Source organism: Pigmentiphaga sp. YJ18 (assembly GCF_038066655.1).
Classification (GTDB): domain Bacteria; phylum Pseudomonadota; class Gammaproteobacteria; order Burkholderiales; family Burkholderiaceae_B; genus Pigmentiphaga.
Window position 1 is genome coordinate 726406 of the sequence record NZ_JBBUKU010000001.1, and the last position, 22304, is coordinate 748709.

Annotated in this window: 22 protein-coding genes; 11 read left to right on the forward strand and 11 right to left on the reverse strand. The window is 68.2% G+C overall.

Going from position 1 to position 22304, the window contains the following annotated elements:
• Positions 1–7 precede the first annotated feature (7 nt).
• Positions 8–994, forward strand: coding sequence for a Bug family tripartite tricarboxylate transporter substrate binding protein (locus WKR98_RS03575; protein WP_124691906.1), 987 nt, complete (start codon positions 8–10; stop codon positions 992–994).
• A gap of 33 nt (positions 995–1027) precedes the next feature.
• Here the strand turns inward: WKR98_RS03575 and WKR98_RS03580 are convergent, their stop codons facing one another.
• Positions 1028–1459, reverse strand: a complete 432-nt coding sequence (locus tag WKR98_RS03580) for a MarR family winged helix-turn-helix transcriptional regulator (protein ID WP_124691907.1) — start codon at positions 1457–1459, stop codon at positions 1028–1030.
• A gap of 62 nt (positions 1460–1521) precedes the next feature.
• Positions 1522–2412, reverse strand: a complete 891-nt coding sequence (locus WKR98_RS03585; RefSeq protein ID WP_341432081.1) for an NmrA family NAD(P)-binding protein — start codon at positions 2410–2412, stop codon at positions 1522–1524.
• A 111-nt stretch (positions 2413–2523) separates the two neighbouring features.
• On the opposite strand from WKR98_RS03585, the gene WKR98_RS03590 reads away from it, so the two are divergent.
• On the forward strand, positions 2524–3417 hold the full coding sequence (locus tag WKR98_RS03590) for a LysR family transcriptional regulator (RefSeq protein ID WP_341432082.1): 894 nt from the start codon (positions 2524–2526) through the stop codon (positions 3415–3417).
• On the opposite strand, the gene WKR98_RS03595 is transcribed toward WKR98_RS03590, so the two are convergent.
• Positions 3398–4456, reverse strand: a complete 1059-nt coding sequence (locus WKR98_RS03595) for an aromatic ring-hydroxylating dioxygenase subunit alpha (protein WP_341432083.1) — start codon at positions 4454–4456, stop codon at positions 3398–3400. The two genes, WKR98_RS03590 and WKR98_RS03595, sit on opposite strands and share 20 nt — an antisense overlap.
• A gap of 13 nt (positions 4457–4469) precedes the next feature.
• Positions 4470–5447 (reverse strand): Bug family tripartite tricarboxylate transporter substrate binding protein, encoded by a 978-nt coding sequence (locus WKR98_RS03600; RefSeq protein WP_341432084.1) that lies wholly within the window; start codon positions 5445–5447, stop codon positions 4470–4472.
• An 84-nt stretch (positions 5448–5531) separates the two neighbouring features.
• Between WKR98_RS03600 and WKR98_RS03605 the strand changes: the two genes are divergently transcribed.
• Positions 5532–6470, forward strand: coding sequence for a LysR family transcriptional regulator (locus WKR98_RS03605; protein ID WP_341432085.1), 939 nt, complete (start codon positions 5532–5534; stop codon positions 6468–6470).
• Here the strand turns inward: WKR98_RS03605 and WKR98_RS03610 are convergent.
• Positions 6467–7420 carry a LysR family transcriptional regulator gene (locus WKR98_RS03610; RefSeq protein WP_124691913.1) on the reverse strand — a complete coding sequence of 318 codons (954 nt, stop codon included), beginning with the start codon at positions 7418–7420 and terminating at the stop codon, positions 6467–6469. The two genes, WKR98_RS03605 and WKR98_RS03610, sit on opposite strands and share 4 nt — an antisense overlap.
• A gap of 98 nt (positions 7421–7518) precedes the next feature.
• On the opposite strand from WKR98_RS03610, the gene WKR98_RS03615 reads away from it, so the two are divergent.
• From WKR98_RS03615 to WKR98_RS03625, 3 genes are read left to right on the forward strand one after another with little or no spacing between them, the layout of a single operon-like run.
• Positions 7519–8496, forward strand: a complete 978-nt coding sequence (locus WKR98_RS03615; protein WP_341432086.1) for a Bug family tripartite tricarboxylate transporter substrate binding protein — start codon at positions 7519–7521, stop codon at positions 8494–8496.
• A gap of 32 nt (positions 8497–8528) precedes the next feature.
• Positions 8529–9299 (forward strand): SDR family NAD(P)-dependent oxidoreductase, encoded by a 771-nt coding sequence (locus WKR98_RS03620; protein ID WP_341432087.1) that lies wholly within the window; start codon positions 8529–8531, stop codon positions 9297–9299.
• Positions 9300–9308: 9 nt separating this feature from the next.
• The gene (locus WKR98_RS03625) at positions 9309–10154 is read left to right on the forward strand and encodes a DMT family transporter (RefSeq protein ID WP_124691915.1); all 846 of its coding nucleotides are present in this window, start codon (positions 9309–9311) and stop codon (positions 10152–10154) included.
• Between the two features lie 4 nt (positions 10155–10158).
• Here the strand turns inward: WKR98_RS03625 and WKR98_RS03630 are convergent, their stop codons facing one another.
• Both WKR98_RS03630 and WKR98_RS03635 read right to left on the reverse strand, forming a co-directional pair.
• Positions 10159–10812, reverse strand: a complete 654-nt coding sequence (locus WKR98_RS03630; protein ID WP_341432088.1) for an alpha/beta hydrolase — start codon at positions 10810–10812, stop codon at positions 10159–10161.
• 46 nt (positions 10813–10858) lie between these two features.
• Positions 10859–11797 (reverse strand): dioxygenase family protein, encoded by a 939-nt coding sequence (locus tag WKR98_RS03635; protein WP_341432089.1) that lies wholly within the window; start codon positions 11795–11797, stop codon positions 10859–10861.
• A gap of 115 nt (positions 11798–11912) precedes the next feature.
• Between WKR98_RS03635 and WKR98_RS03640 the strand changes: the two genes are divergently transcribed.
• A complete protein-coding gene (locus WKR98_RS03640) occupies positions 11913–12473 on the forward strand; it encodes a MarR family winged helix-turn-helix transcriptional regulator (RefSeq protein ID WP_124691918.1) in 561 nt (186 codons plus the stop codon).
• A gap of 12 nt (positions 12474–12485) precedes the next feature.
• Here WKR98_RS03640 and WKR98_RS03645 read toward each other — a convergent pair whose 3' ends face one another.
• The 3 genes from WKR98_RS03645 to WKR98_RS03655 are packed head-to-tail and all read right to left on the reverse strand — an operon-like array spanning position 12486 to position 15253.
• Entirely contained in the window at positions 12486–13478 is a 993-nt protein-coding gene (locus WKR98_RS03645; RefSeq protein WP_341432090.1) for a Bug family tripartite tricarboxylate transporter substrate binding protein, read from the reverse strand.
• Positions 13479–13503: 25 nt separating this feature from the next.
• Complete coding sequence (locus WKR98_RS03650; protein ID WP_161568001.1) at positions 13504–14427, reverse strand: ketopantoate reductase family protein; 924 nt, start codon at positions 14425–14427, stop codon at positions 13504–13506.
• Between the two features lie 13 nt (positions 14428–14440).
• Positions 14441–15253: a class II aldolase/adducin family protein gene (locus WKR98_RS03655; protein WP_341432091.1), complete on the reverse strand. Its 813-nt coding sequence runs from the start codon at positions 15251–15253 to the stop codon at positions 14441–14443.
• 201 nt (positions 15254–15454) lie between these two features.
• Between WKR98_RS03655 and WKR98_RS03660 the strand changes: the two genes are divergently transcribed.
• The 4 genes from WKR98_RS03660 (at position 15455) to WKR98_RS03675 (ending at position 20460) form a co-directional block, all read left to right on the forward strand.
• Entirely contained in the window at positions 15455–16528 is a 1074-nt protein-coding gene (locus WKR98_RS03660) for an aromatic ring-hydroxylating dioxygenase subunit alpha (RefSeq protein WP_341432092.1), read from the forward strand.
• A gap of 10 nt (positions 16529–16538) precedes the next feature.
• On the forward strand, positions 16539–17588 hold the full coding sequence (locus WKR98_RS03665; protein WP_124691922.1) for an aromatic ring-hydroxylating dioxygenase subunit alpha: 1050 nt from the start codon (positions 16539–16541) through the stop codon (positions 17586–17588).
• A 28-nt stretch (positions 17589–17616) separates the two neighbouring features.
• Positions 17617–18816 carry a formaldehyde dehydrogenase, glutathione-independent gene (fdhA, locus tag WKR98_RS03670; RefSeq protein ID WP_341432093.1) on the forward strand — a complete coding sequence of 400 codons (1200 nt, stop codon included), beginning with the start codon at positions 17617–17619 and terminating at the stop codon, positions 18814–18816.
• Positions 18817–18924: 108 nt separating this feature from the next.
• A complete protein-coding gene (locus WKR98_RS03675; RefSeq protein ID WP_341432094.1) occupies positions 18925–20460 on the forward strand; it encodes a YifB family Mg chelatase-like AAA ATPase in 1536 nt (511 codons plus the stop codon).
• 36 nt (positions 20461–20496) lie between these two features.
• On the opposite strand, the gene WKR98_RS03680 is transcribed toward WKR98_RS03675, so the two are convergent.
• Positions 20497–22173: a sensor domain-containing diguanylate cyclase gene (locus WKR98_RS03680; RefSeq protein WP_341432095.1), complete on the reverse strand. Its 1677-nt coding sequence runs from the start codon at positions 22171–22173 to the stop codon at positions 20497–20499.
• Between the last annotated feature and the right edge of the window lie 131 nt (positions 22174–22304).

The following is a 22304-nucleotide window of genomic DNA, read 5'->3' on the forward strand; positions in this document are numbered from 1 at the left end:
CAGATACATGGCTTACACGCTATCGCGCACCCTCGCGCCCTGGCTGGCGCTGACGGGCGTCCTGCTGGCCCCCGCCGCCGTGGCCGACACCGCGGCCGGCTACCCCGAGCGGCCGGTCAAGCTGGCGCTGCCCTTCCCGCCCGGCGGCTCGGCCGATACCATCACGCGCAGCATGGCCGAACGGCTCCAGGCCCAGCTGCACCAGCCCTTCCTGATCGAGAACCGGCCCGGGGCGGCGGGCAACGTCGCCACCCGCTACATCGCCAAGGCGCCGGCGGACGGCTACAACCTGCTGGTGGGCGTGACCGGCGCCATGGCCATCAATCCCAACCTCTACACGCTGGACTACGATCCCGCCAAGGACTTCGTGGCGGTCTCGATGGTGGCGCGCGCGCCGGTCGTCGTCGTGGCCGACCCGCAGGCCGGCATAGCCAGCATCAAGCAGCTGATCGAACAGGCCAAGGCCAAGCCCGGCATGCTGACCTACGCCACCAATGGCGTGGGCACCAGCCACCACCTGGCGGCCGAACTGTTCCGCCAGGCAGCCGGCCTGGACATGCGCAACGTGCCGTACAAGGGCACGCCGGAGGCCTTGCAGGACATCATCGGCGGACGCGTGCCGCTGGGCTTCATGGACCTGACCGCCTCCATCCCGCTGATCGCCTCGGGCAAGCTGAAGGCGCTGGCCACCACCGGCACCAGGCGCACGCCCGCGCTGCCCGACGTGCCCACCGTGGCCGAAGCCGGCGTGCCGGGATTCGCGGCCGATACCTGGGTAGGCATCTTCGCGCCCAAGGGCACGCCCCAGGCCATCGTGGAAAAACTCAGCGCGGAAATGAAGACCGCGCTGGCGCTGCCCGAGCTGCGCGCCCGCGCCCAGACGCAGGGCCTGGAAGTGGCCGGCAGCACGCCGGCCGAACTGCAGCGCTTCCTGCAGGAAGAATCGGCGAAGTGGAAACGGGTGGTGAACGAGGCGGGGATCAAGCTGCAATAACGGCAGCCATGGCCGGGGGCGGCCGCCGCCGCCCTACTTGTCCTCTTCCAGGTTCTCGATCATCTTCGCGCCTATGCGCAGGAACTCGGCCACCTCGTCGGGCGTCAGGCCCTCGCACGCGTCCTTGTAGACCTCCATCGCCGAATCGGTCATCAAGGCCAGCATTTCCCTTCCGCGCTCGGTCAGGGACACCAACCGTCGGCGCGCGTCCTGTTCATCCGACACGCGCGCGATCAGGCCGTTCTTCTCCATGCGGGTCAGCGTCGCGGCCATGGACGGCTGCTCGACGCCGACCATGCGCGCCAGCTCCATCTGGGTCGAGACCCGCACGTCCCGCAGGCAGCGCAGCACCGGAAACTGCCCGGGCATCACGCCGTGCGGGCCGGTCAGTTGCGCCAGGCGCCAGACCACGCGCCGGTTCAGCGTGCCGACGACGAAACCGAGGCTTTGCGTGCGTATGTTCATGAGCGGAGAAAGGGGCGGCGGAGCGGGAAAGTTAGCACAAGTCCGCGCCGCCTTTTCCGCCGTCACGCGTCCCGGCGGTCCTTGCGCCCGGCGGCGGCCAGCTCCTCGACGTAGGCCTGCATGGAACGCGCCGGCCGGCCCAGGATGGCGCGCAGCACGAGGCTGTTGCCGCTCATCCCGTGTTCTCCGATGTACGCGTGCACGGCGGCCAGCTGGCCGCGTTCCCGCGCATCGAGCGGCAACGCCACGCGTTCGGCCCATTCGTCGAATCCCAGCTGCGCGACCTGCACCGGCCGCCCCAGCGCCCTTGCCGCCATCTCGCCTATCTGCGCCCGCGTCCACATACCTTCCGCGCACAGCTCGAAGGTGCCATGGGCCAGCCGGTCCCCGGTCAGCGCGATCGCGGCCACCTCGGCCACGTCCCGGTAGTCGACGCGTGCCAGCGGACGATCCACCGGCGTCGACTCGACGTACTGCCCATGCGCCGCGATGGCCGGCCAGGCGGCGGCCAGATTCTGGAACAGGTTGGCCGGCTGCAGGATGGTATATTCCATGCCGGAGGCGAACAGCGCGGTTTCCACCGGAATCTTGCTCGCATGGTTGTCCAGGTCCGCGTTGGTGGGCTGAATGACCGAGGAAAACACGAACTTGCGCACGCCCGCCCGCCGGGCGGCCGCGACCATGTTCAGGCCCATTTGCGCCTCGTCGGCGGCGAACACCGGGCCGATGTGGAACACGCCCCGCACGCCGCGAAGGGCCCGGTCCAGGCTGGTCGGGTCGCGCAGGTCGGCCTCCACCGTCTCGGCCGCCCCGTTGGCCCGCGCCAGGCGCGCCTCGGCCTCGCCGCGCACCATGGCGCGCACCGACACGCCCCGGCGCGCCAGTTCCGGCACGACCATGCCCGCGAAGCGCCCCGCTCCGCCCACGCTCAACACCTTGAAATCGTCTTGCATCGCTCAGTCCTCGTCGAAACGGATATCGAAGCGTCGATGCTACATTCGTGCATATTTCATGATAAGACGCTGTTTTTCACAGCCACTATCACGTTTATCGGGATAATCCACATGGAAAACGCCGATGGCATTGCCGCCTTCCTGGGCGTGTACGAACACGGCAGCCTGACGGCCGCCGCGGCGCGGCTGAACCGGTCGCTGCAATCGACCAGCCGGTCGCTGCTGGCGCTGGAACGCGAACTGGGCGTGGAACTGATCCACCGCACCACCCGCCGCTGCACGCCCACCGAAGCCGGGACGGCGTTTTATGAAAAGGCCAAGCCGGCCTTCGAGGCGCTGCGCGCCGCCAAGCTGGACGCCGCCGACCGCCGCGTGGAGCCCGCCGGCCTGTTGCGCATCGGCGCTTCCGTGCAGTTCGCACCCGCCTACCTGGTGCCCGTGGTGGCGGCTTTCATGCAGCGCTATCCGAAGGTCGAAGTCGAGCTGGCGCTGTCCGACAGCTTCGTCGATCTGATCGACGCCAATCTCGACCTGGCGCTGCGCATAGGCGAACTGGGCGATTCCGGGCTGCGGGTCCGGCGCCTGGGGGCGCTGCGCCGCGTCGTGTACGGCGCGCCGTCCTACCTGGACCGGGCCGGCACCCCCGGGCATCCGGACGAGCTGCGCCAGCATGCCTGCGTGCTGCGCACCACCTCGGATGCCGATGGCCGGTGGCCCTTTCTCATCGACGGCAAGGTGCGCATGGTGCGCGTCGGCGGACGCTTCCGCGCCAACCACACGGCCGCCGTCACCAGCGCCGTGGCCGAGGGCGTGGGGCTGGGCTTCGCGCCGATCTGGCAGCTGCGCGACCTCATCGCGGCGGGAAGCGTGCGGCCCCTGCTGGAAAGCTACGAAGTCCCGCCCGTGCCCATCCATGCCGTATGGTCCGGCGGCCTGCGCGCGCCGGCCAAGACCCGCCGCTTCATCGAGTTCCTTGGAGCGGACCTCAAGCGCCACCTGCCCTGACGGCGGCGGGCGCGCCGCCGTCAGCCTCTTCCTCCAGCAACTGCCTGACCACCCGCCTGGCCCGCACCGCCGCCGTGTCGATGGGCAGCAGGACAGGCTTCAGGCTCATCAAGTCGGCCGTGCCCATGGCCTGCTGGACCGCCTCCAGCATGGGCTTGTCCTGCTCGCCGAAGCCCACCTGCTGCCACTGCGCGATGGCCTGGTCCATCTCTTCGTCGGCGACGCGGAAGTTGCGGCTGTGGGCGAAGAAGTAGTGCGTGGACGTTTCCGTCTCCGGCGTCACGATGTGGGCGGTGAAGCTCTGCCCCCCTTCTTCCCGGGGCCGCCCGGCGGGCGTGACGCCGGTGTCCAGGCGCAGCAGGCAGGGCGGGTCCCAGCGCATGTCCAGCCACTGGTCCACCGGCGACCGTCCATCGTAGCCGGGCAGGCGCTTGGCGAACATGGGCGAGGCCTCGCCGTCCGGGCACCACAGGTTGCTGTGCACGGTGCGCCCATCCTGCCTGACCTCGTGCCGGCCCTTCAGGATGGCTTCGCTGGAATGGAAGTTGGCATGCACGAACTGGGTGTGGCTGAGGTCCAGCAGGTTGTCGGTCTCCAGCAGGTAGTTGGCCCGCACGCGCAGGTAGCCGTCCACGCGGCGCCGCGCCGGATCGTCCAGGAAGGAGAAGTCCGGGATGGCGGACGGGTCGGCCAGCGTCGGCTCGCCCAGCCATACCCATAGCAGCGTGTATCGCTCGACGGCGGGAAAGGCGCGCACCTCGGCCGCCAGCGGAATCCTGCCGTCGCCATGCGGATTGCCCACGCATTTTCCGCTGCCATCGAAGCGCAGCCCGTGATAGCCGCATTCGACGACGTCGCCATCCACCCTGCCCCGGCTCAGCGGCGCGAAGCGATGGGGACATCGATCATGCAGGGCGGCCGGGCGGCCGTCTTCCCGCCGGTAGAACACCAGCGGCGTATCGGCGATGCGCCGGGCCAGCATGCGGCCCTCGATCTCGCCCGACCAGCCCGCCATGTACCAGGTATTGCGCAAGAACATGCACTGCTCCGTATCAATCGACCTTGATGCCGAGTTGTTTGACGATCGTTCCGTATTCCTCGTACTGCGAGGCGAAGAAGCGCAGGAAGGCCGGCCGGTCCAGCCCGCCGGGCTCGACCCCCAGTTGGGCGATGCGCCGCCGGGTGTCGGGATCGGCCAGCGTGGCCTGGGCCGCGGCGGCCAGCTTGTCCACGGCCCGCTGGGGCGTGGCGGCCGGCGCGAACAGGCCGAACCATTGCGTCATCTGCACCGGCGCATAGCCCGCCTCGATGGTGGTGGGCAGTTCGGCCAGGAAATCGGTCCGCTTCCCGGCGGTTACCGCCAGCGCCTTGAGCTTGCCCGAACGGATGTAGGTAACGGTCGACGCGATGGGCAGGATCGAGAAATCGAGCCGGCCGGCGACCAGATCGTTGATGATGGCGGGCTCGCTCTTGTAGGCGATCTCGGTCACCGGCAGCGAGGCCGCGTGCCCGAAGAGCTGCGACACGATGTTGGTCGTCGCCCCCGTGCCCAGCGATCCGAAATTGATCGGCCGCCCGGCCTTCGCCGCCGCCGCGGCGAAGTCGCGCAGGTTGCCGGCCGGGGTCTCGGCGGACACCAGGAAGACGCTGGGCGATGACGCCACGTAGGCCACGGCCGCGAAATCCTTCCGGGCGTCGTAGGGAACGCTGGCGTACACGTGCGGGTTGATGGCCATCACGCCCGAGCTGCCCAGCATGACCGTATAGCCATCGGCCGCCGCCTGCGCCGTGGCCCGCGCCGCGATGAAGCCGCTGGCGCCCACGCGGTTCTCGACGATGACGCTTTGCCCCAGGCGCGCGGCCATGCCCTGCGCCAGGATGCGGCCCAGCAGGTCCGCCTGGCTGCCCGGCGCGTTGGCCACATAGATGGACACCGGCCGCGACGGAAATTCATCGGCGCGCGCCGGCCCGGCCAGCGCGCTCGAACAGGCGGCCGCGCACACCGCATACACCATGCTTCGTCTCCACATGTCTCCTACCCCTTCTTGTCGGCTTCTATCGGGTGAGAAAACATGCTATTGATACGGACAGAATTGCTCAAACAAATTTTCGTCATGTCCACTATTGATGATGTAGATGTCCTGGCGGGCCGGCTGGACCTGAACCTCCTGCGGGTCTTCATGGCCGTGATGCAGGAACGCAGCATCACCCTGGCCGGATCGCGGCTGGGCCTGACGCAGTCCGCCACCAGCGCGGCCGTCAACCGCCTGCGCCAGCAGCTGAACGACCAGTTGTTCGTGCGCACGCGCCAGGGCATGGAGCCGACCAGCCTGGCCACCGCGCTGGCCACGCCCGTGGGCAACGCGCTGGGATTGATCCGCGATGCGCTGGAGGAATCGCGCGGCTTCGATGCACGGACGACCGTGCGGGAGTTCCGGTTATTGATGACGGACGTGGGCGAACTGATGTTCCTGCCGCAGCTGACGGCCTGGGTGCACGAACATGCGCCCGGCGTGCGCCTGAGCTGCCGGCAGGTTCCGCGCGACCAGTACGGCGCCGAACTCGAGACCGGCGGCGCCGACCTGGCCCTGGGCATGCTGCCGCTGGGCGAACGGGACTTCGTGCAGCAGCGGCTCAAGGACGAGACCCTGGTCTGCCTGGCCTGCGCCGGCAACCCCGCCGCGCGCAAGCGCCTGACGATGGAAGCCTTCCTGTCGCTGCCGCACGTGGTCATCCGCGCGCCGGCGATGGGCGACCGGTTCGTGGTCAAGGCACTGGGCGAGCGGGCCAGCCGGCGCAAGATCGTGGCCGAGGTCCAGCACTATCTGTCGGTGCCCATGATCCTGCGCGACAGCCCCTTCCTGGCGGTGGTGTCGACCTCGGTGGCGGCGGAACTTGCCGGGCCCAACCGGCTGGCGGCCCTGCCGCTGCCCTTCAAGCTGGAGCCCCTGGCGATCCGGCAGTTCTGGCACAAGCGCTGGAACAACGATCCGGGCCACCGGTGGCTAAGGAATGGCATCGTGTCGCTGTTCGGCAGGACGGCGCGGCGCTAGGCGCTATTTTTCCGGCCACGCTTGCCTTCCTTGCTGCCGAACAGTTCGACCAGGCTCTCGCGCAGCCAGGTCAGCGCGGGGTCCGCGTGATAGCGGTGATGCCAGTACATGTTCAGGTCGAACACCGGGAATTTCACCGGGGACTCGCAGATCTCGAGCCTGGATTCGCGCACGGCCAGCCGGCCGAAGTTGCTGGGCACGGGCGCGATGAGATTGGTGTCGGCCACGATGGGAAGCACCGACAGGAAACTGCGCACGCGCAGCGCGATCTCGGCGCGCACCGCCCGGCTGAGCAGCACGCCCTCCACCGCCGCCAGGTGATGCGTCGCGGGCGGCGCGGCAAGGATATGCCGCGAGTTGCGCAGTTGACTCAGCGTCAACGGCATGCCCTGCGTGGCGCGGCTCTTGCGCCGCACATAGACGAAGTGCTCGGGAAACAGCGTTTGCTGGTGTATCTGCTTGCCCAGGCCGGGAATGAAGCCCATGGCCATGTCGATGTCGCCCGAGGCCAGGCCCTCGCCCAGTTCCCGCAGGTCCGCCGACAGGCTTTCCACCGTGATGCCGGGGGCATGGTCGCCCAGGTAGGCCAGCAGCTTGGGCAGGAAGTAGCGCTCGCCGGCATCGCTCATGGCGATGCGGAATGAACGATGGGCATCCCTGGGATTGAACTCCGTCCTTTCGATGGTGGTCCGCACGGTCTGCAGCGCGGACGCGACGGGTATCGACAGTTGTTCGGCAAAGGGCGTCGGCACGACGCCCCGCTGCATGCGCACGAACAGCGGATCGCCGTAGGTCTCGCGCAGCTTGGCCAGGCCATAGCTGACCGCCGGCTGCGACAGGCCCAGCCGCTGCCCGCAAGCGGTCAGGTTGCGCGTCTGGTAGATGGTGTCGAACAGCTCAAGCAGGTTGAGGTCGATCTGCCGGGTCAGGGGCCGGGCCGTCGGGCGCATGTTCAGTCATCAGTGGATTCGATATCACAAATCTTATCTTTTAATTTCTCAAATGAGTACCCGTCCCCTAGAGTAGCAGCGCCAAGGGAGGCAATACCATGAACCTGTACATACGGCTGGCCGTCCTGGCCGGCATCTTTTCCATGGCCGCCGCGGCGGCGAACGCGCAGTCCTTTCCCACGAAGCCCGTCCGCATCCTCACGCCCTCTTCCGTGGGCAGCGGCCCCGACGTCGCGCTGCGGGCCATCGCCGAACAGCTCGGCAGGAAATGGGGACAGCCCGTGATCGTCGACAACCGCCCCGGCGGCAACGGCTTCGTCGCCACCGGCCTGTTCAAGCAGGCCAGGCCCGACGGCTACGAATTGATCGCGCCGGACAGCAGCCACATCGCGACGCATCCGCACACCTTCCGCAAGCTGCCCTACGACCCGCGGAAGGACTTCGAACCGATACGGCCGATCCTGAACACGGCGTTCTTCGTCGTGGTCGGCGCGAACAGCCCCTACAAGACGTTGGGGGACATCGTCCGGGCCGCCAGGGAGCAACCCGGCCGGGTGACCTATGGATCGTGGTTCGTGGGCAGCCCGGGACACCTGGGCGGACTGCGGCTGCAATCGCTCAAAGGCATCGAAATGCTGCACGTGCCGTTCAAGGACATGGGCCAGTTGATGGCCGCCGTCGCCGCCGGGGAAGTCGGATGGACGCTGGGCAGCGACGCCAGCGCCGGGCCGCTGGAGAAGGCGGGCAAGCTGCGCTATCTCGCCATCGCCGCGCCCGCGCGCTCGCCCACCCATCCGCAGGTGCCGTCCGTGGACGAGAGCCCGGACACCAAGGGGTACGACGTGCAGGCCTGGGTCGGCCTGTTCGCGCCGCCCGGCACGCCCGAGGCGATCAAGCAGCGCATCAGCGACGATGTCGCCGCCGTCCTGAAGTCGCCGCAGATCGTCGAACGCTACCGGCTGCTCGGCTACGAGAATCCGGACCTCGATCCCGGGCAGTTCGCCGCCCGGATCCAGCGCGACACGGACGCCTGGGGCGCCGTCATCAAGCAGGCCGGCCTGCGGCTGGACGACTGACCACCACACGCAACGAGAAAGGGACGTTCTTCATGCAATCGAAGTCAAGGCCGGGAACGATGGATCGGTACCGGGTGGAAGGCCAGCTTGCCGTCGTGACCGGCGGCGCCCACGGCATCGGCCTCGCATGCGCCGGACTGCTGCGCGAAGCGGGAGCCCGGGTGGTGATCGTCGACCGCGACGGCCCCGCCGCCCAGGCCGCCGCGCGGGCGCTGGGCAACGGCGATGCCCGGGAACTGGATGTTCAGGATGCGGGCGGCATCGGTCCCGTGTTCGCCTCCATCCGCGCGCAGCACGGCCCCATCGGCATCCTGATCAACAACGCCGGCATCTCGATCCGCAAGGGCGCCCTGGAGCTGGAACTGGAGATGTGGAAACAGGTCCTGGACATCAACGTGACCGGCGCGTTCCTGTGCGCGCGGGAAGCGGTGCGCAACATGGAGGCGGCGGGCGGCTGCATCGTCAATACCGCGTCCATCATGGGGCTGTCCGGCGGGAGCCTGTATCCCAACGCGGCCTACCATACGGCCAAGGGCGCGGTAGTCAACATGACGCGGTCGCTGGCGATCGAGTGGGCGCCGCGCCGGATCCGGGTCAACGCCGTGGCGCCGACCTGGACCCGCACCTCGTTCATCGGCGAACTGTCCGCCGATGTCCGTACCCGCATCGATGCCCTGACGCCCCTCGGCAGGCTGGCCGAACCCGAGGACGTGGCCGAGGCCATGCTGTTCCTGGCCAGCCCCGCCGCCTCGATGATCACGGGACACATCCTTCCGGTGGACGGCGGCTACCTCGCACAGTAGATTCCGTCCATGCCTCCCATTGCCATTGCCTGCGCCATCCTGGCTCCGCTGATCTGGGGTGCGCAGCTCGTCGTCATCAAGGTCGGCCTCGCGGCCTTCCCGCCACTGTTCTTCGTGTCGCTGCGCTTCGCCATCCTCTCCGCCATCCTGCTGCCCTTCGTGCCCAGGCCACGGCGCGACCAGGTGTGGCCCGTCGTGCTGATCTCCATCTTCATGGGCGGCCTGAACTTCTCGCTGATCTTCATGGGCCTGGGGCAGGGCCAGGCCAGCCTGGCGGGCGTGGCCATCCAGCTGGCGACGCCGTTCACGGTGCTGCTGGCCTGGCCGCTGCTGGGCGAGCGGCCGCCGGTGCGCGTCCTGCTGGGGGTGGTCATCGCGTTCGGAGGCGTGGCCCTGGCCACCGTCGATCCCGGCGCGCAGGTCGCGCTGCTGCCCACGCTCATGTTCGTCGGCGCGGCCTTCGGCCTGGCCATGGGCGGCGTGCTGACCAAGCGCTACGGCCCCTTCGATCCGTTCATGCTGGTTGCCTGGATGTCCACGCTGGCGCTGCCGCAGATCTTCGTCATGTCGCTGGCGATGGAAACCGGCCAGATCGACGCGCTGCGGTCCGCCCCCGGCTCGGCCTGGCTGGCCCTGGCCTACACCGTGTTCCTGGGAGGCATCGCCGGCTTCGGACTCTGGTTCTGGCTGATCGGCCGCTACTCGATGGCGCGGGTCGCGCCGTATGGATTGCTGCAGACGGCATTCGCCGTCATTACCGCCACGCTATTCCTGGACGAACCCCTGACCGTCACGCTGGTGGGCGGCATGTTCCTTTGCATCGCCGGGGTAGCCATCACGCAGCGGCGGTCCTGACCGCTCAGCCGGCCAGGTGCGCCATGACCAGCGCACGCAGCACCGGCAGCCGGCCCGAGAAGAAATGGTCCGCGCCCGGGACCACGACCACCGGCTGCGTCCGCGGCCGCGCCCAGTCGAAAACCAGGGGCAGGGGCACACGCTCGTCCTGCTCGCCATGGATCACCATGGCGTCCGGAATGTCCTCGGGCGGGTCGTAGCGGCGCCGCCCCGGAATGTCGCCGGCCGGCATCCCGGCCAGGCACGCGCGCCAGGCCGGATCGCCGCGATCGGCCAAGGTCCGCGCCACCCTGGCCTGCACGAACGCGCCGAAGGAAAAGCCGACCAGCGCCAGCCGCGTGCCGGGATGGGCATCGCGCAGCGCCTGGCACAGCGCGAGCACGTCGTCGGTCTCACCCTCGCCTTCGCCATGCGGACCGGTACTGCGCCCCACGCCGCGAAAGTTCGGCCGGGCCACCAGCCAGCCCGCGTCGCACAGCGCCCGCGCCAGGAACTGGGGAATCTTGTGGCGCGCGCTGCCGCCCTGCAACGGATGAGGATGCGTGACGACCGCCAGTCCGGCCACGGGCCCGCCGGGCAGGTCGAACACGACCTCCAGGTCTCCGGCCGGACCGTCCAGCAGCACGTCGCCGCTCTGGTTCAGATCGAGTGGTTTCATGACGGAAATCATACGCCCCGGACAGCGGCTCCTTCCCGCCAAACCGTCAGGATCGTTCGAGCACCGTCAACGTGGGACGTCCGCCGGTGGCCTTCTCCCTTATGGGCGGAACCGGCAGCCGGGGCGCTCCCGGCTCGATGGCCAGCGTATGCTCCAGGCTGTACCAGGCCACGTGCGCGTTCGCGCCGAAGCGGGGATCGCGCCCGGCATGGCGCACATAGTTCCCCACCAGCGCGCGCGTCACGCCGAACTGCACGTCGCTGTCCAGGTTCGGGTCGTCGTTCGAATAGACCTGGGCGAACTGCGTCTTGTAGCCCGGCTTGTGGACCAGGAAGTGGATATGGGCGGGACGCATGTTGTGCCGGCCCTGCTTGCGCAACAGCGCGCCCACCGGACCATCCACCGGAATCGGGTAACCCACCGGCTTGACCGAGACGAACTCCACCATCCCGGCCGCGTCCGTGTGGAACTTCCCCCTCAGGTTCATTTCCGCCTGCGCGGGATCCTGGTTCTCGTAAAACCCTTCGGGCGAGCAGTGCCAGACATCGACCTCGGCATCCGCCACCGGACGTCCCGCGGGATCGACGACGCGCACGCGGACGAGCAGCGGCACACCGCTGGTCTCGTCGCGGACGATGCTGTCGCCGTTGGCCATCGGCGGCGAGTTTTCCCGCCAGAACGGACCGAGCAGGTTGGCGGTCGTCTCGCCTCCCTGCCCATTGTTCAGCAGGCACACCAGCGAGGACAGCCCCAGCGAACCCGCGGCCAGCACCACCTCGTTGTGGGACGCCGTGGTGCGCTGCCCCAGTTGCGCGATAAGCGCGCATGCCTGCTGGAACTCGGCCTCGGTCAGCCTCACTTCGCGCGCGAATTCATGCAGATGGCGCACCGCGGCGCCCATGATCTCCCTGAAGCGCGCATCGGGCGCCCGGTCCAGCTCTTCGAGCACGGCGGCCGTCACATCGGCCTGGTTTCCTATGATCATCACTTTCTCCTGCTGCTGCATTGACTACCGGTGGACATTGCTTTTCAATGCGAGGCCGAAGGGCCGCGATGCGTGCCCGCCGTCCCCATGGCTTTTTCAAAGCGCTTCGCGAACGATGACTCGTACCCCGAAATCCGGCCCCGCCGCCGAGAAAACCGGCGCCGATCGACCGGCCGATGACTCGCCCTCCCTCATCGACGACCTGAACGAGCATCCCGGCCACCTCTTCCGCCGCGCGCAACAGATCTCCACCTCGGTCTTCTACGCGAATCTCGGGGAACACATCACGCCCATACAGTTCGCCCTCCTGAACGCCATCCAGCACCACCCCGGCGTCGACCAGGTCACACTGGCCAGCCTGGTCGGCCTGGACACCTCCACCACCGCGGCCACCGCCACCCGGCTGGAGGAAAAGGGCCTGGTCGAGCGGCGCCTGGAAGTCGTCCTGCGCCGCCAGCGCAAGCTGTACCTGACGGGCCAGGGGGTCCGGACCATGGAAGGCATGACCCAGGGCCTGACCGACATGCGCAAGCAATTGCTTTCCAGGCTGAGCCCCTGGGAGCAGGAAACCCTGATGCGCCTGCTGCGCAAGTTCGTCGAGGTGAACAACGAGTTCAGCCGGGCGCCGCTGGGGGAAGTCAGCCGGCTCCCCAAGGGCAAGCGCAACTCCGCCTGACGCCATGCCGCGTTAGTCCAGGGTCAGGCCCACGGTACGCACCAAGGCCTCGTTCTTGCGCGAGGTCGCCGACAAGTCGGCCTTCACCGCGTCCGCCTTCCTGCCCTGGGGATCCAGGCCGTTCTGGGTGAAAACGGACGCGGCCTGGGGATGGGCCAACGCCTTGGCGAAGGCTTCGTTCAAAGTATCGACGATCCGGTCGGGCACCGACGACGGCGCGAACACGATGAAGCTGACCCGCGGCTGGAGCTCGGCGAATCCCGCCTCGGCGAACGTGGGCGTGTCCGGCAGCAGCGGGCTGCGGGTCGCGCCGGTGACGGCCAGGGCCTTGATCGCGCCGGTCTTGATATGGCCGAGCGCCGGCGACCCCACACCACCGGACACGAGCTGGACCTGATTGGCCACCAGGTCGTTGATGGCGGCCGCATAGCCCTGATAGGGCACGTTCACGATGTCGACCCGGGCCTGCTGCTTGATCGACTCCAGCAGCAGGTGGTGCGTGTTGCCGATGCCCAGCGTGCCGTAGTTCAGCTTTCCGGGATGGGCCCTGGCGTAGTCCACCATGCCCCGCAAGGTATCCGCCGGCAGCCCCTTTGAAGCGGACAGAACGATGCGGGACTCGGCCAGGTCCACCACCGGCCGCAGGTCGGCGGCCTTATAGGGCAGCTTCTTGAACAGATGGGGATTGAGCGTCACGATCCCGTCGTCGGCCACCAGCAGGGTGTACCCGTCGGCCGGCGCGCGCAGCGCGGCGCTGGTCGCGATGATCTGGTTGCCCCCCGGGCGATTCTCGACGACCACCGTCTGGCCGAGCGCCGTGGTCAGTTGCTGGGCCACGGTCCGGGCCGCCAGGTCGGCCACGCCGCCGGTCGGATACGACACGATCAACGTGATGGGCTTGGACGGGAACGGCGCCTGCGCGTGGGCGGGCAGGGCCAGGACACAGCCCAGTGCGATCGAGGCCTTCGTCATCCACCCCAGTCCTGCGGTCTTGCTGCTTTTCATGTTGTCTCCTCCGGTAATGTCCGGTTTATCCACGACGGTTTCCATTCCTGTAGGGGCCCAGGCAGGCCAGCGCCAGGTCGGCGATGGGCGTGGGCACGCCGGCCCGGCGCCCCTGGCTGCACAGTTCCCCGATGATCCATTCGACTTCCAGCCGCCTGCCGGCCTCCAGGTCTTCCAGCATGGAGACCTTGGCATCGGGATTGGCCCGGTCGGTGAAACGCATGGCCTTCTCGATCAGGTCCGGCGGCAGAGGGATCGCCAACACGCGCGCCACCGACGCGGCTTCGCGCATGGCGCGTTCGAGCTGTTCCCGCAGCCGCGCGTCGCCGGTAATCGGTCCGACGGGCTGGCGCGATAGGCAGCACAGCGCGGCGGTGGCCGCCAGCATGATGAATTTCTGCCAGAGCTCCGATACGATGTCCGCCGAAAGCTCGACGGAGAAACCGGCCTCCCGGCCCGCCCGCTGGAACGCCAGCATCGCGGGCGACACGTTTCCGTCCGGGTCGCCCAGCGTCAGCGTGGCCGTGGGCGTCTTGCGCTCGATCACGCCCGGCGCGACGATGTGGGACGACAGCAGCACGGTACCCGGACAGACGCTGCCGCGCGCAAGGTGATCGGCCAGGATCCGGTGGGCCACGATACCGTTCTGGGTCGTCACGACCAGCGTCCCTGGCCCCACCATGGGCCGGATGGCCTGGGCGGCATCCTGCAGGTCGTAGAGCTTGACGCCGCAGATCACGACGTCCGCCAGTTCCGCGCCAGGCGCATCCGTGGCCAGCAGGTTCGATACCGTGAACTCCTCCTCGCCATGGCGGATCCTCAATCCGTGCTTCCTGATCGCCTCCAGGTGCGCTCCCCGGCAGACCAGGGTCACGTCATGGGAAGCGCGGGCCATCATGGCCCCGAAGTACCCGCCTATCCCGCCCGCGCCAAAGACCACTATCTTCATCGCATGCCCCCGTTCAATCCCTGAAGCCCGGCGCCACCCTGTCCGCCAGCCTGAGCATGGCCGGCCATTCCTTGTGGCCGAGCGGGCTCTTGCCGGTGGAGTATTCGTCCAGCCTGGCATCGCTGAATCCCAGCCTGGCGATCTCCCGCGCGATGCCGGCCGGCGGCAGCCGGGGCGGACGGCCACAGGCCAGGATGTCGAGCTGCGCCTGGCAGGCCTTCTCCAGGTGCCACATGATGCTGAAAGCCTCGGCCACGGTCTTTCCGACCACCAGCGTTCCATGGTTGCGCAGCATCAGGACGATGTTGTCGCCCAGGTCGCGCGCCAGCCGGGCACGCTCGTCCAGGCTGAGGGCAAGCCCCTCGGACTCGTGATAGCCGATCCGTCCGTGGAAGAGCATGGCGTGCTGCGTCAGCGGCAACAGCCCTTCCTCCAGCGCGGACACCGCCATGCCCGCACGGGTGTGGAGGTGCAGCACGCAGTTGGCATCCTCGCGCATGGCATGGATGGCACTGTGGATGACGAAGCCGGCCTTGTGGACCTCGTGCCCGGACGGCTCGACCAGCGTTCCCTCCAGGTCGACCTTCAGGAGATTCGAAGCCGTGACCTCGTCGAACGCCAAGCCGAACGGATTCAGCAGGAACTGATCGTGCGAATCCGGAACCCGCATGGAAATGTGCGTATAGATCAGGTCGGTCCAGCCGAAGTGCGCGACCAGCCGATAGCAGGCCGCGAGATCGATGCGGGCCCGCCGCTCGGACGTCGTGCCGGGCGGTGGCCCGCTCCCTCGCCGCGGGCGGTTTCCTGTCTCATCCATGTCATTCATGTCTTCTTCTCCGAAAGCAATTCAGCTTACTGAATTGGAGCTAGCATAGCGACAGCCTGGAGCGGCAACAAGAGAATTCTCCGTTCACGTTTTCCCCTATTTTTCGGGCTTTTCCAGCCGTATCTTGCTTTCCGAAATGGCTTTGCATAAACTGATTCAGTGCACTGAATTGCAATATGGAAAATGCGAAGGGAGACCGCAATGAAACATGACGGCGAAGCGACCGCGCGACCATCATCCCCCGCGTTCCCGAAGAACCGCTGGCATGTCGCCGGCTTTTCCTGGGAACTCCAGGGGCAGCCCGTCGCGAGAATCCTGCTCGGGCATCCGGTCGTCCTCTTCAGGACCGCGGACGGGGTCGCGGCGCTGGAGGACCGATGCTGCCACCGCCACCTGCCGCTCTCGTTGGGAACGATCGAGGACCGTGGACTGCGCTGCGGCTATCACGGCCTGCTCTACGACGCGCGGGGCGCCTGTATCGAAATCCCCGGGCAGGCCACCGTTCCGCCCCGCGCCAGGGTCAGGAGCCATCCCCTGCGCGAACAGGACCAGATCCTCTGGATCTGGCTCGGCGACGGCGAGGCCGCCACGCCGCCCGGACCGCCACCGGCCTATGGCGTGCACGGCGACGACCGCTATCGATTCCGCGGTGGCGTCGTCCACTACGACGCCCCCAGCCAGCTGGTGCACGACAACCTGCTGGATCTCAGCCATCTCGCCTACGTGCACCTCAAGACCATAGGCGGCGATCCAGGCCTGCACATGCACGCGCCCATCAAGGTCGAGCAGTCCGGCGACATCCTGCGGATCGTCCGCCTGATGCCCGATTCCGACCCGCCCCCCACCTACGGCCTGGCCTGGCCGTTCGCGGGCAAGGTGGACCGCTGGCAGGAAATCGAGTTCCACGGCAGCCACCTGCTGATATGGGCCGGCGCCATGGATGCCGGTTCGGGCGCGCTGGACGACCCGGACCGGGGCGGCCTGCATATCCGCGGGTTCCATGGCGTAACGCCGGAAACGGAAACGACCTGCCACTACTTCTGGACGGTCGCCACCAATCCCCATCCCGGCATGCCGGACATGACGGATGCGATCCGCGAGCAGGTCGAGCTGACATTCAACGAAGACAAGGCCGTCATCGAAGCCCAGCACCGCAACATGCGGCGGTTCGCCGGCGCCCCGACGGTCGACATCCGCGTGGACGTCGGCCCCAATCGCGCGCGCCGGCTGCAAGCCGAGGCGGCCGTCGGAACGGTCAACGCACATCAAGGGTAAGGAGCAACTCATGTGGATGAAGAACGCCTGGTACGTGGCGGCCTTTTCGAAAGAGGTTCATGCGAACCTGCTGGCGCGTACCTTCCTGGGAATCCGTGTCGTCCTGTACCGCCGGGACGACGGCCAGGTCGCGGCCCTGGAGGACAGTTGCGCGCATCGCCGCCTGCCGCTTTCCTTCGGCCATGTCGAGAACGACCGGCTCGTCTGCGGCTACCACGGCATGGCCTTCGGCGCCGACGGGAAATGCACCGCCATACCGGGCCAGGAACGCATACCGCCGGCCGCGCGCGTGCGCGCCTTTCCCATCCAGGAACGGCATGACCTGATCTGGATCTGGCTGGGCGACCCGGCCCTGGCCGGACAGTCCTCGCCCCCGGACGTCGGCCGCATGAAGCACCCGGACTGGGTGCCCAGCGCGGGCTATTGCCGGCTGGAAGCGGACTACCGCCTGCTCAACGACAACCTGCTGGACCTGTCGCACGTCGCCTTCGTGCACGGGCGGACCATCGGCAACACAGCCGTCGCGCAATCGCCCATCAAGGTCGGCCAGGAGGGCAACGTCGTCAGCGTCCACCGCGACGTCGTGGGCGCGCACGCACCGCCTTTCTACGCGCACCTGGGCGGCTTCCGGCAGCCCATCCACCGCTGGCATACCGTGAACTACCACGCGCCTTCCACCTGCATCATCGAGGTCGGCTGCGAGGCGATGCAGCCGGGCGACGGGCTGGGCAGAATAGAAGGCGTCGTCATGCACCTGATCACGCCGGAAACCGAGGGCACCTCGCATTACTTCTGGGCCTTCATCCGCCGGTTCCGCCAGGACGAACCGGCGCTGACCGAATACATCCGGCAGGCCATCGATGCCACGCACACCGAAGACAAAGTCGTAGTCGAGCTGCAGCACGCCGCGCTGACCGCGCCGCAACGGGAGAATCCCGTCAACCTCGCCATCGTCGTGGACAGCGGCCCCCTGCGCGGTCGCCGCCTGCTGGAGGAATTGATCCAGCAGGAGCAATCGGCGCCCGCCCCCGAACCCGTGCCCGCCCACCAGGCGGGCTAGCGTTTTCCCACACCGAAGAGAGGTAGACATGACAGGAAACCGTGGCGTTGCCTACGTCGGGCAAGGCGTCGTCGAAGTCCAGGCGATCCCCTTTCCCAAACTCGAGAATCCACAGGGCCGGGCGATCCGCCACGGCGTCATCCTCAAGGTCCTGACGACGAACATCTGCGGCTCGGACCAGCACATGGTCCGGGGGCGGACGACGGCGCCGGCGGGGCTCATCCTCGGACACGAGATCACGGGCGAGGTCATCGAGGCCGGCCAGGACGTCGAGTTCCTCCGCAAGGGCGACATCGTCTCGGTGCCGTTCAACGTCGCCTGCGGCCGCTGCCAGACCTGCAAGGAACAGCAGACCGGCGTCTGCCTGACCGTCAACCCGGCGCGCGCCGGCGGGGCTTACGGCTACGTCGACATGGGCGGCTGGATAGGCGGCCAGGCGGAATACGTGATGATTCCCTACGCCGACTTCAACCTGCTGAAGCTGCCCGGGCGCGACCGCACCCTGGAGAAGATCCGCGATCTGACCTGCCTGTCGGACATCCTGCCCACCGGCTACCACGGCGCGGCAACCGCGGGGGTCGGACCGGGCAGCACCGTCTACGTGGCCGGCGCGGGACCGGTCGGGCTCGCGGCCGCCGCCTCGGCCCGCCTGCTGGGCGCCGCGGTGGTCATCGTCGGCGACGTCAATCCCGTGCGCCTGGACCATGCGCGCAAGGTGGGGTTCGAGACCGTCGACCTGTCGCGCGACGCCTCGCTGGGCGACCAGATCGCGCAGATACTGGGCGTGCCGGAAGTCGACAGCGCCGTGGACGCGGTGGGCTTCGAGGCGCGGGGCCATGGCCACGAGGGCGCGCGGCACGAGGCGCCCGCCACCGTGCTGAACTCGCTGATGGAGGTCACCCGCGCGGCCGGGAAGATAGGCATCCCCGGCCTGTACGTGACCGACGACCCGGGCTCGGCCGACCCGGCGGCGCGCAAGGGCGCATTGAGCGTCCGGTTCGGACTGGGCTGGGCGAAATCGCACAGCTTCTTCACCGGCCAGACGCCCGTCATGAAATACAACCGCGCGCTGATGCAGGCCATCCTGTGGGACCGCATCAAGATCGCGGACATCGTCGGCGTACAGGTCATCTCGCTCGACGAGGCGCCGGGGGGCTACGCCGAATTCGACGCGGGCGCGCCGAAGAAATTCGTCATCGATCCCCACGGCATGACGAAGGGGCATTGAGCAAGGCGACATGAAAGAGCGGCCGGCGCTGGGACACCTTTGTCCCGCCCGGCCGCCGGGCCTGCCCCGTTTGGACGGATACTGCGGCTTTCCTTTCCCCCTGCCGCCATGACCCTCGCCGTCCTTGCCAGTTGCGCCCTGACCGGCATCGATGCGCCGCCGGTGCGCGTCGAGGTCCACCTGGCGCCAGGCCTGCCCTCCTTCACCATGGTCGGCCTGGCCGATACCGAAGTGCGCGAAAGCCGCGAGCGCGTGCGGGCCGCGCTGCTCAGCTCCGGCTTCGACTTCCCGGCGGGCCGGCTGACCGTCAACCTCGCGCCTGCCGACCAGCCCAAGGAATCCGGGCGTTTCGACCTGCCCATCGCGGTGGGCGTGCTGCTGGCATCCGGGCAGATCGCCATGCCCTCGCTGGCCGGGCGCGCCCGCGCGCAGGATGCAGTTCCGCCGCTGGCCCGGCTGGTGCTGGCCGGCGAACTGTCGCTGACCGGCGCGCTGGTGCCCATCGCGGGCGCCCTGGCCATTGCCCTGTCATTGTCGCGGCGCCAGCCGGGCGCCGAGCTGCTGCTGCCCGCCGGCAGCGCCGGACAGGCGGCGCGGGTGCCGGGACTACGGGTCTACGGCGCCGCCACGCTGCGCGACGTCGTGGCGCACCTGGAAGAAAAACAGATGCTGTCCGTCACCGCCTGCCACGTCGATGCCACGGCCGGCCCACCGCCCTGCCTGTCCGACGTCAAGGGCCAGTACGGCGCGCGGCGCGCGCTGGAAGTCGCGGCGGCCGGCGGCCACAATCTGCTGATGCTGGGGCCGCCGGGCTCGGGCAAGAGCATGCTCGCGCAGCGCCTGCCCGGGCTGCTGCCACCCCTGCGCCATGACGATGCGCTGGAAGCCGCCGCCATCGCCAGCCTTGCCCCCGGTCCTGCTCCAACTTTCGGCCTGCGCCCCTTCCGCGCGCCGCACCATTCCGTTTCCGGCGCCGCGCTGGTAGGCGGCGGCGCGCGCCCCCGGCCGGGAGAAATCACCTACGCCCACCTGGGCGTGCTGTTCCTGGACGAGTTGCCCGAGTTCGGCCGGCACGTGCTCGACACCCTGCGCGAACCGCTGGAAACCGGCCGCGTCTCCATCGCGCGCACCCAGCACCGTACCGAGTATCCGGCACGCTTTCAGCTCGTGGCCGCGATGAATCCCTGCCGATGCGGTTGGCACGGCAGCAACGTGAAGGCCTGCGCCTGCACCCCCGACCAGGTGGCCGCCTACCGCGCCCGCCTGTCCGGTCCACTGCTCGATCGCATCGATCTCCAGGTCGAAGTCCCCGCCGCCGGCGACGACTGGGCCGACCTGCCCCCCGGCGAACCCAGCGCCGCCGTACGCCGGCGAGTCGAGACCGCCCTGGACCTGCAGCATCGCCGCCAGGGCTGCGCCAACGCGGCGCTCGAGCCCGGACAGGTCGACACCCACTGCCGTCCCGATGCCGCCGCCCGAGCCTTGTGGAAACAGGCCATGAAGCAGTTCGCGTGGTCGGCGCGCACGGCGCACCGGGTCTTGAAGGTGGCGCGGACCGTGGCGGACCTGGCGGGCGCGGCCGAGATCGGAAGCCCGCACATGGCCGAGGCGGTGCAATTCCGGCGGCCATTGCGGGAGCGATAGGCAGGGCCGCGCCGCCTGCTGGACCGCTGGCGGTACCTATGCGACCGTCGCGCGTTCGCTCGGCAAGATCCCAGGCTCTGTCGTCGGCCTGGCAGCGGTCCGGGTTCGATTCCGCCCCGCGCTCTTGGCTTCGTAAAGCAGCTTGTCGGCCCGTTCGTAAAGCGCCACGAAACCTTCGTCGCCCAAGGCAGCCGCTACGCCCATGCTGGCGGTAACAGGTCGCCCGAGCCCCGGAACGGTATCGGCCACGAGGGCAGGGATCGCCTGTCGGCGCCGTTCGGCCTCGATACCGGCATCGCCGCCACGCAGGAGAAGCACGAACTCTTCGCCGCCCAGGCGGTATGCCGCAACGTCCGGGCCGGCCTGGATAGCGCTGGCCACGGCCCTGAGCACCGCGTCTCCCACCGCGTGCCCGTTCAAGTCATTGATCGACTTGAAATGATCGAGATCGATGACGGCCAGCGTGTCGAAGCCTTCGGCTCGACGCTGCGCGAACTGCCTCTCGATCGCCCGCCGGTTGAACAGGCCCGTCAACGGGTCGGTTTCGGAAAGCCGTTCAAGCAAATAGGCTTCGGTACGCGCGCGGTCCCGCTCCCGCTTCATGGTCACGAAGCGGTCCGCCACGCCCAGCGTCGTGAAGAGGACTTCACACAGGCAACCCGCGTAGAACATGAGCATGGCATCGGCGCTGTGGAACCAGGGCGTCACCCCCGTCACCAGGCGGGTCAGTCCGACCAGCACCATGGGCGTGTATCCAATCGCCTGGAACTTCGCGGCACGGCTTCCGCGGCGCAGCGCGTCGACCATCGACAGGATGAAAACGATAAGGATGGGCGCGAACGCCGCCGTGTAGGCGCTCGATTGCACGGGCCGCGCCACGAACGGGAACGCCGCGTGAAATGCACTCAGGAATATTGCCCACACCGCGCAATACGGCAGCATGCGCCGGAGAACGGGGTGCATCAGTCCAGGCTCGATGAAGCTGTAGGTGAACATCGTTCCGGACGCGATGGTCGCCCCGAAGATCACCGTCGTCATCCAGCTCAACGTCATGGCGGGCGGATCGAACAGCACGACCGAGATGTTCGACGAAACCAGCAAGGTCATCAGCAGCGACAGCGTGAGAGCCGAGTGCCAGAGCACGAACGGTTTACGCAGGACTTGATAGAACGCCGCATTGAAGATCAGCGGCATGACGAGCATGCCCGCAAGCGCGGAAACGATGACTAGGAGCCGCGAGGCACCGGTGCCGTCGCCGTCGGCATCCACTGATACCAGATGGGCCCTCTCCAGCGACATCCGGTGGCTGGGCAGGTCGATGGCGACGACGACCTGCCTGGTCGCGCGCGTCACCTCGGGCAGGGAAGCCTTGAAGTACCCGCCGACCATCGAGCTGGGCAAGGCGGCGGCGGGAATGGTGCTTTGCCGGACCGCGCCGTCCTGGTCGATCGCAAGCAGATGCACGGCCTGGAGCGCGCTGCGCCTCGACAGAAAGTACCGGGGAAGGGGGCCGTCCGGGCCCAGATCGAAACGAAGCAGCACGCGCTCGGCATCGATGGAGAATTCTCGATCGGCGCAGGACCATCGCTCGTCCGACCAGGCTATCGCGACAATATCATCCGACAATCCGCCGGATGCCCAGCAAGCGCCGCGGATGTCGGCGAACTCAGCCGCGCTGGCCGGCCCGGCGCCAAGGTGCGCCAGCATCGCCATGAACAGCGATACCGCCAGGACATACTTTCGAAAGCCACCCCACGCCATAACGTCCCGACAGCGCAACAAGATTCGATGCAGCCGAGCGCGTCCGATGTCAGCCTGGCAGAACAGTCGCCCGATAGACCGGA

Bases quoted from the DNA above. Each gene is read 5' to 3' on its own strand.
- WKR98_RS03595 (WP_341432083.1), bottom strand. From the start codon at position 4,456: ATGTTCTTGCGCAATACCTGGTACATGGCGGGCTGGTCGGGCGAGATC.
- WKR98_RS03585 (WP_341432081.1), bottom strand. From the start codon at position 2,412: ATGCAAGACGATTTCAAGGTGTTGAGCGTGGGCGGAGCGGGGCGCTTC.
- WKR98_RS03590 (WP_341432082.1), top strand. From the start codon at position 2,524: ATGGAAAACGCCGATGGCATTGCCGCCTTCCTGGGCGTGTACGAACAC.
- WKR98_RS03610 (WP_124691913.1), bottom strand. From the start codon at position 7,420: ATGCGCCCGACGGCCCGGCCCCTGACCCGGCAGATCGACCTCAACCTG.
- WKR98_RS03675 (WP_341432094.1), top strand. From the start codon at position 18,925: ATGACCCTCGCCGTCCTTGCCAGTTGCGCCCTGACCGGCATCGATGCG.
- fdhA (WP_341432093.1), top strand. From the start codon at position 17,617: ATGACAGGAAACCGTGGCGTTGCCTACGTCGGGCAAGGCGTCGTCGAA.
- WKR98_RS03580 (WP_124691907.1), bottom strand. From the start codon at position 1,459: ATGAACATACGCACGCAAAGCCTCGGTTTCGTCGTCGGCACGCTGAAC.
- WKR98_RS03640 (WP_124691918.1), top strand. From the start codon at position 11,913: ATGACTCGTACCCCGAAATCCGGCCCCGCCGCCGAGAAAACCGGCGCC.
- WKR98_RS03665 (WP_124691922.1), top strand. From the start codon at position 16,539: ATGTGGATGAAGAACGCCTGGTACGTGGCGGCCTTTTCGAAAGAGGTT.
- WKR98_RS03575 (WP_124691906.1), top strand. From the start codon at position 8: ATGGCTTACACGCTATCGCGCACCCTCGCGCCCTGGCTGGCGCTGACG.
- WKR98_RS03680 (WP_341432095.1), bottom strand. From the start codon at position 22,173: ATGGCGATGCTGGCGCACCTTGGCGCCGGGCCGGCCAGCGCGGCTGAG.
- WKR98_RS03655 (WP_341432091.1), bottom strand. From the start codon at position 15,253: ATGAATGACATGGATGAGACAGGAAACCGCCCGCGGCGAGGGAGCGGG.
- WKR98_RS03605 (WP_341432085.1), top strand. From the start codon at position 5,532: ATGTCCACTATTGATGATGTAGATGTCCTGGCGGGCCGGCTGGACCTG.
- WKR98_RS03625 (WP_124691915.1), top strand. From the start codon at position 9,309: ATGCCTCCCATTGCCATTGCCTGCGCCATCCTGGCTCCGCTGATCTGG.
- WKR98_RS03645 (WP_341432090.1), bottom strand. From the start codon at position 13,478: ATGAAAAGCAGCAAGACCGCAGGACTGGGGTGGATGACGAAGGCCTCG.
- WKR98_RS03620 (WP_341432087.1), top strand. From the start codon at position 8,529: ATGCAATCGAAGTCAAGGCCGGGAACGATGGATCGGTACCGGGTGGAA.
- WKR98_RS03615 (WP_341432086.1), top strand. From the start codon at position 7,519: ATGAACCTGTACATACGGCTGGCCGTCCTGGCCGGCATCTTTTCCATG.
- WKR98_RS03600 (WP_341432084.1), bottom strand. From the start codon at position 5,447: ATGTGGAGACGAAGCATGGTGTATGCGGTGTGCGCGGCCGCCTGTTCG.
- WKR98_RS03635 (WP_341432089.1), bottom strand. From the start codon at position 11,797: ATGATCATAGGAAACCAGGCCGATGTGACGGCCGCCGTGCTCGAAGAG.
- WKR98_RS03650 (WP_161568001.1), bottom strand. From the start codon at position 14,427: ATGAAGATAGTGGTCTTTGGCGCGGGCGGGATAGGCGGGTACTTCGGG.
- WKR98_RS03630 (WP_341432088.1), bottom strand. From the start codon at position 10,812: ATGAAACCACTCGATCTGAACCAGAGCGGCGACGTGCTGCTGGACGGT.
- WKR98_RS03660 (WP_341432092.1), top strand. From the start codon at position 15,455: ATGAAACATGACGGCGAAGCGACCGCGCGACCATCATCCCCCGCGTTC.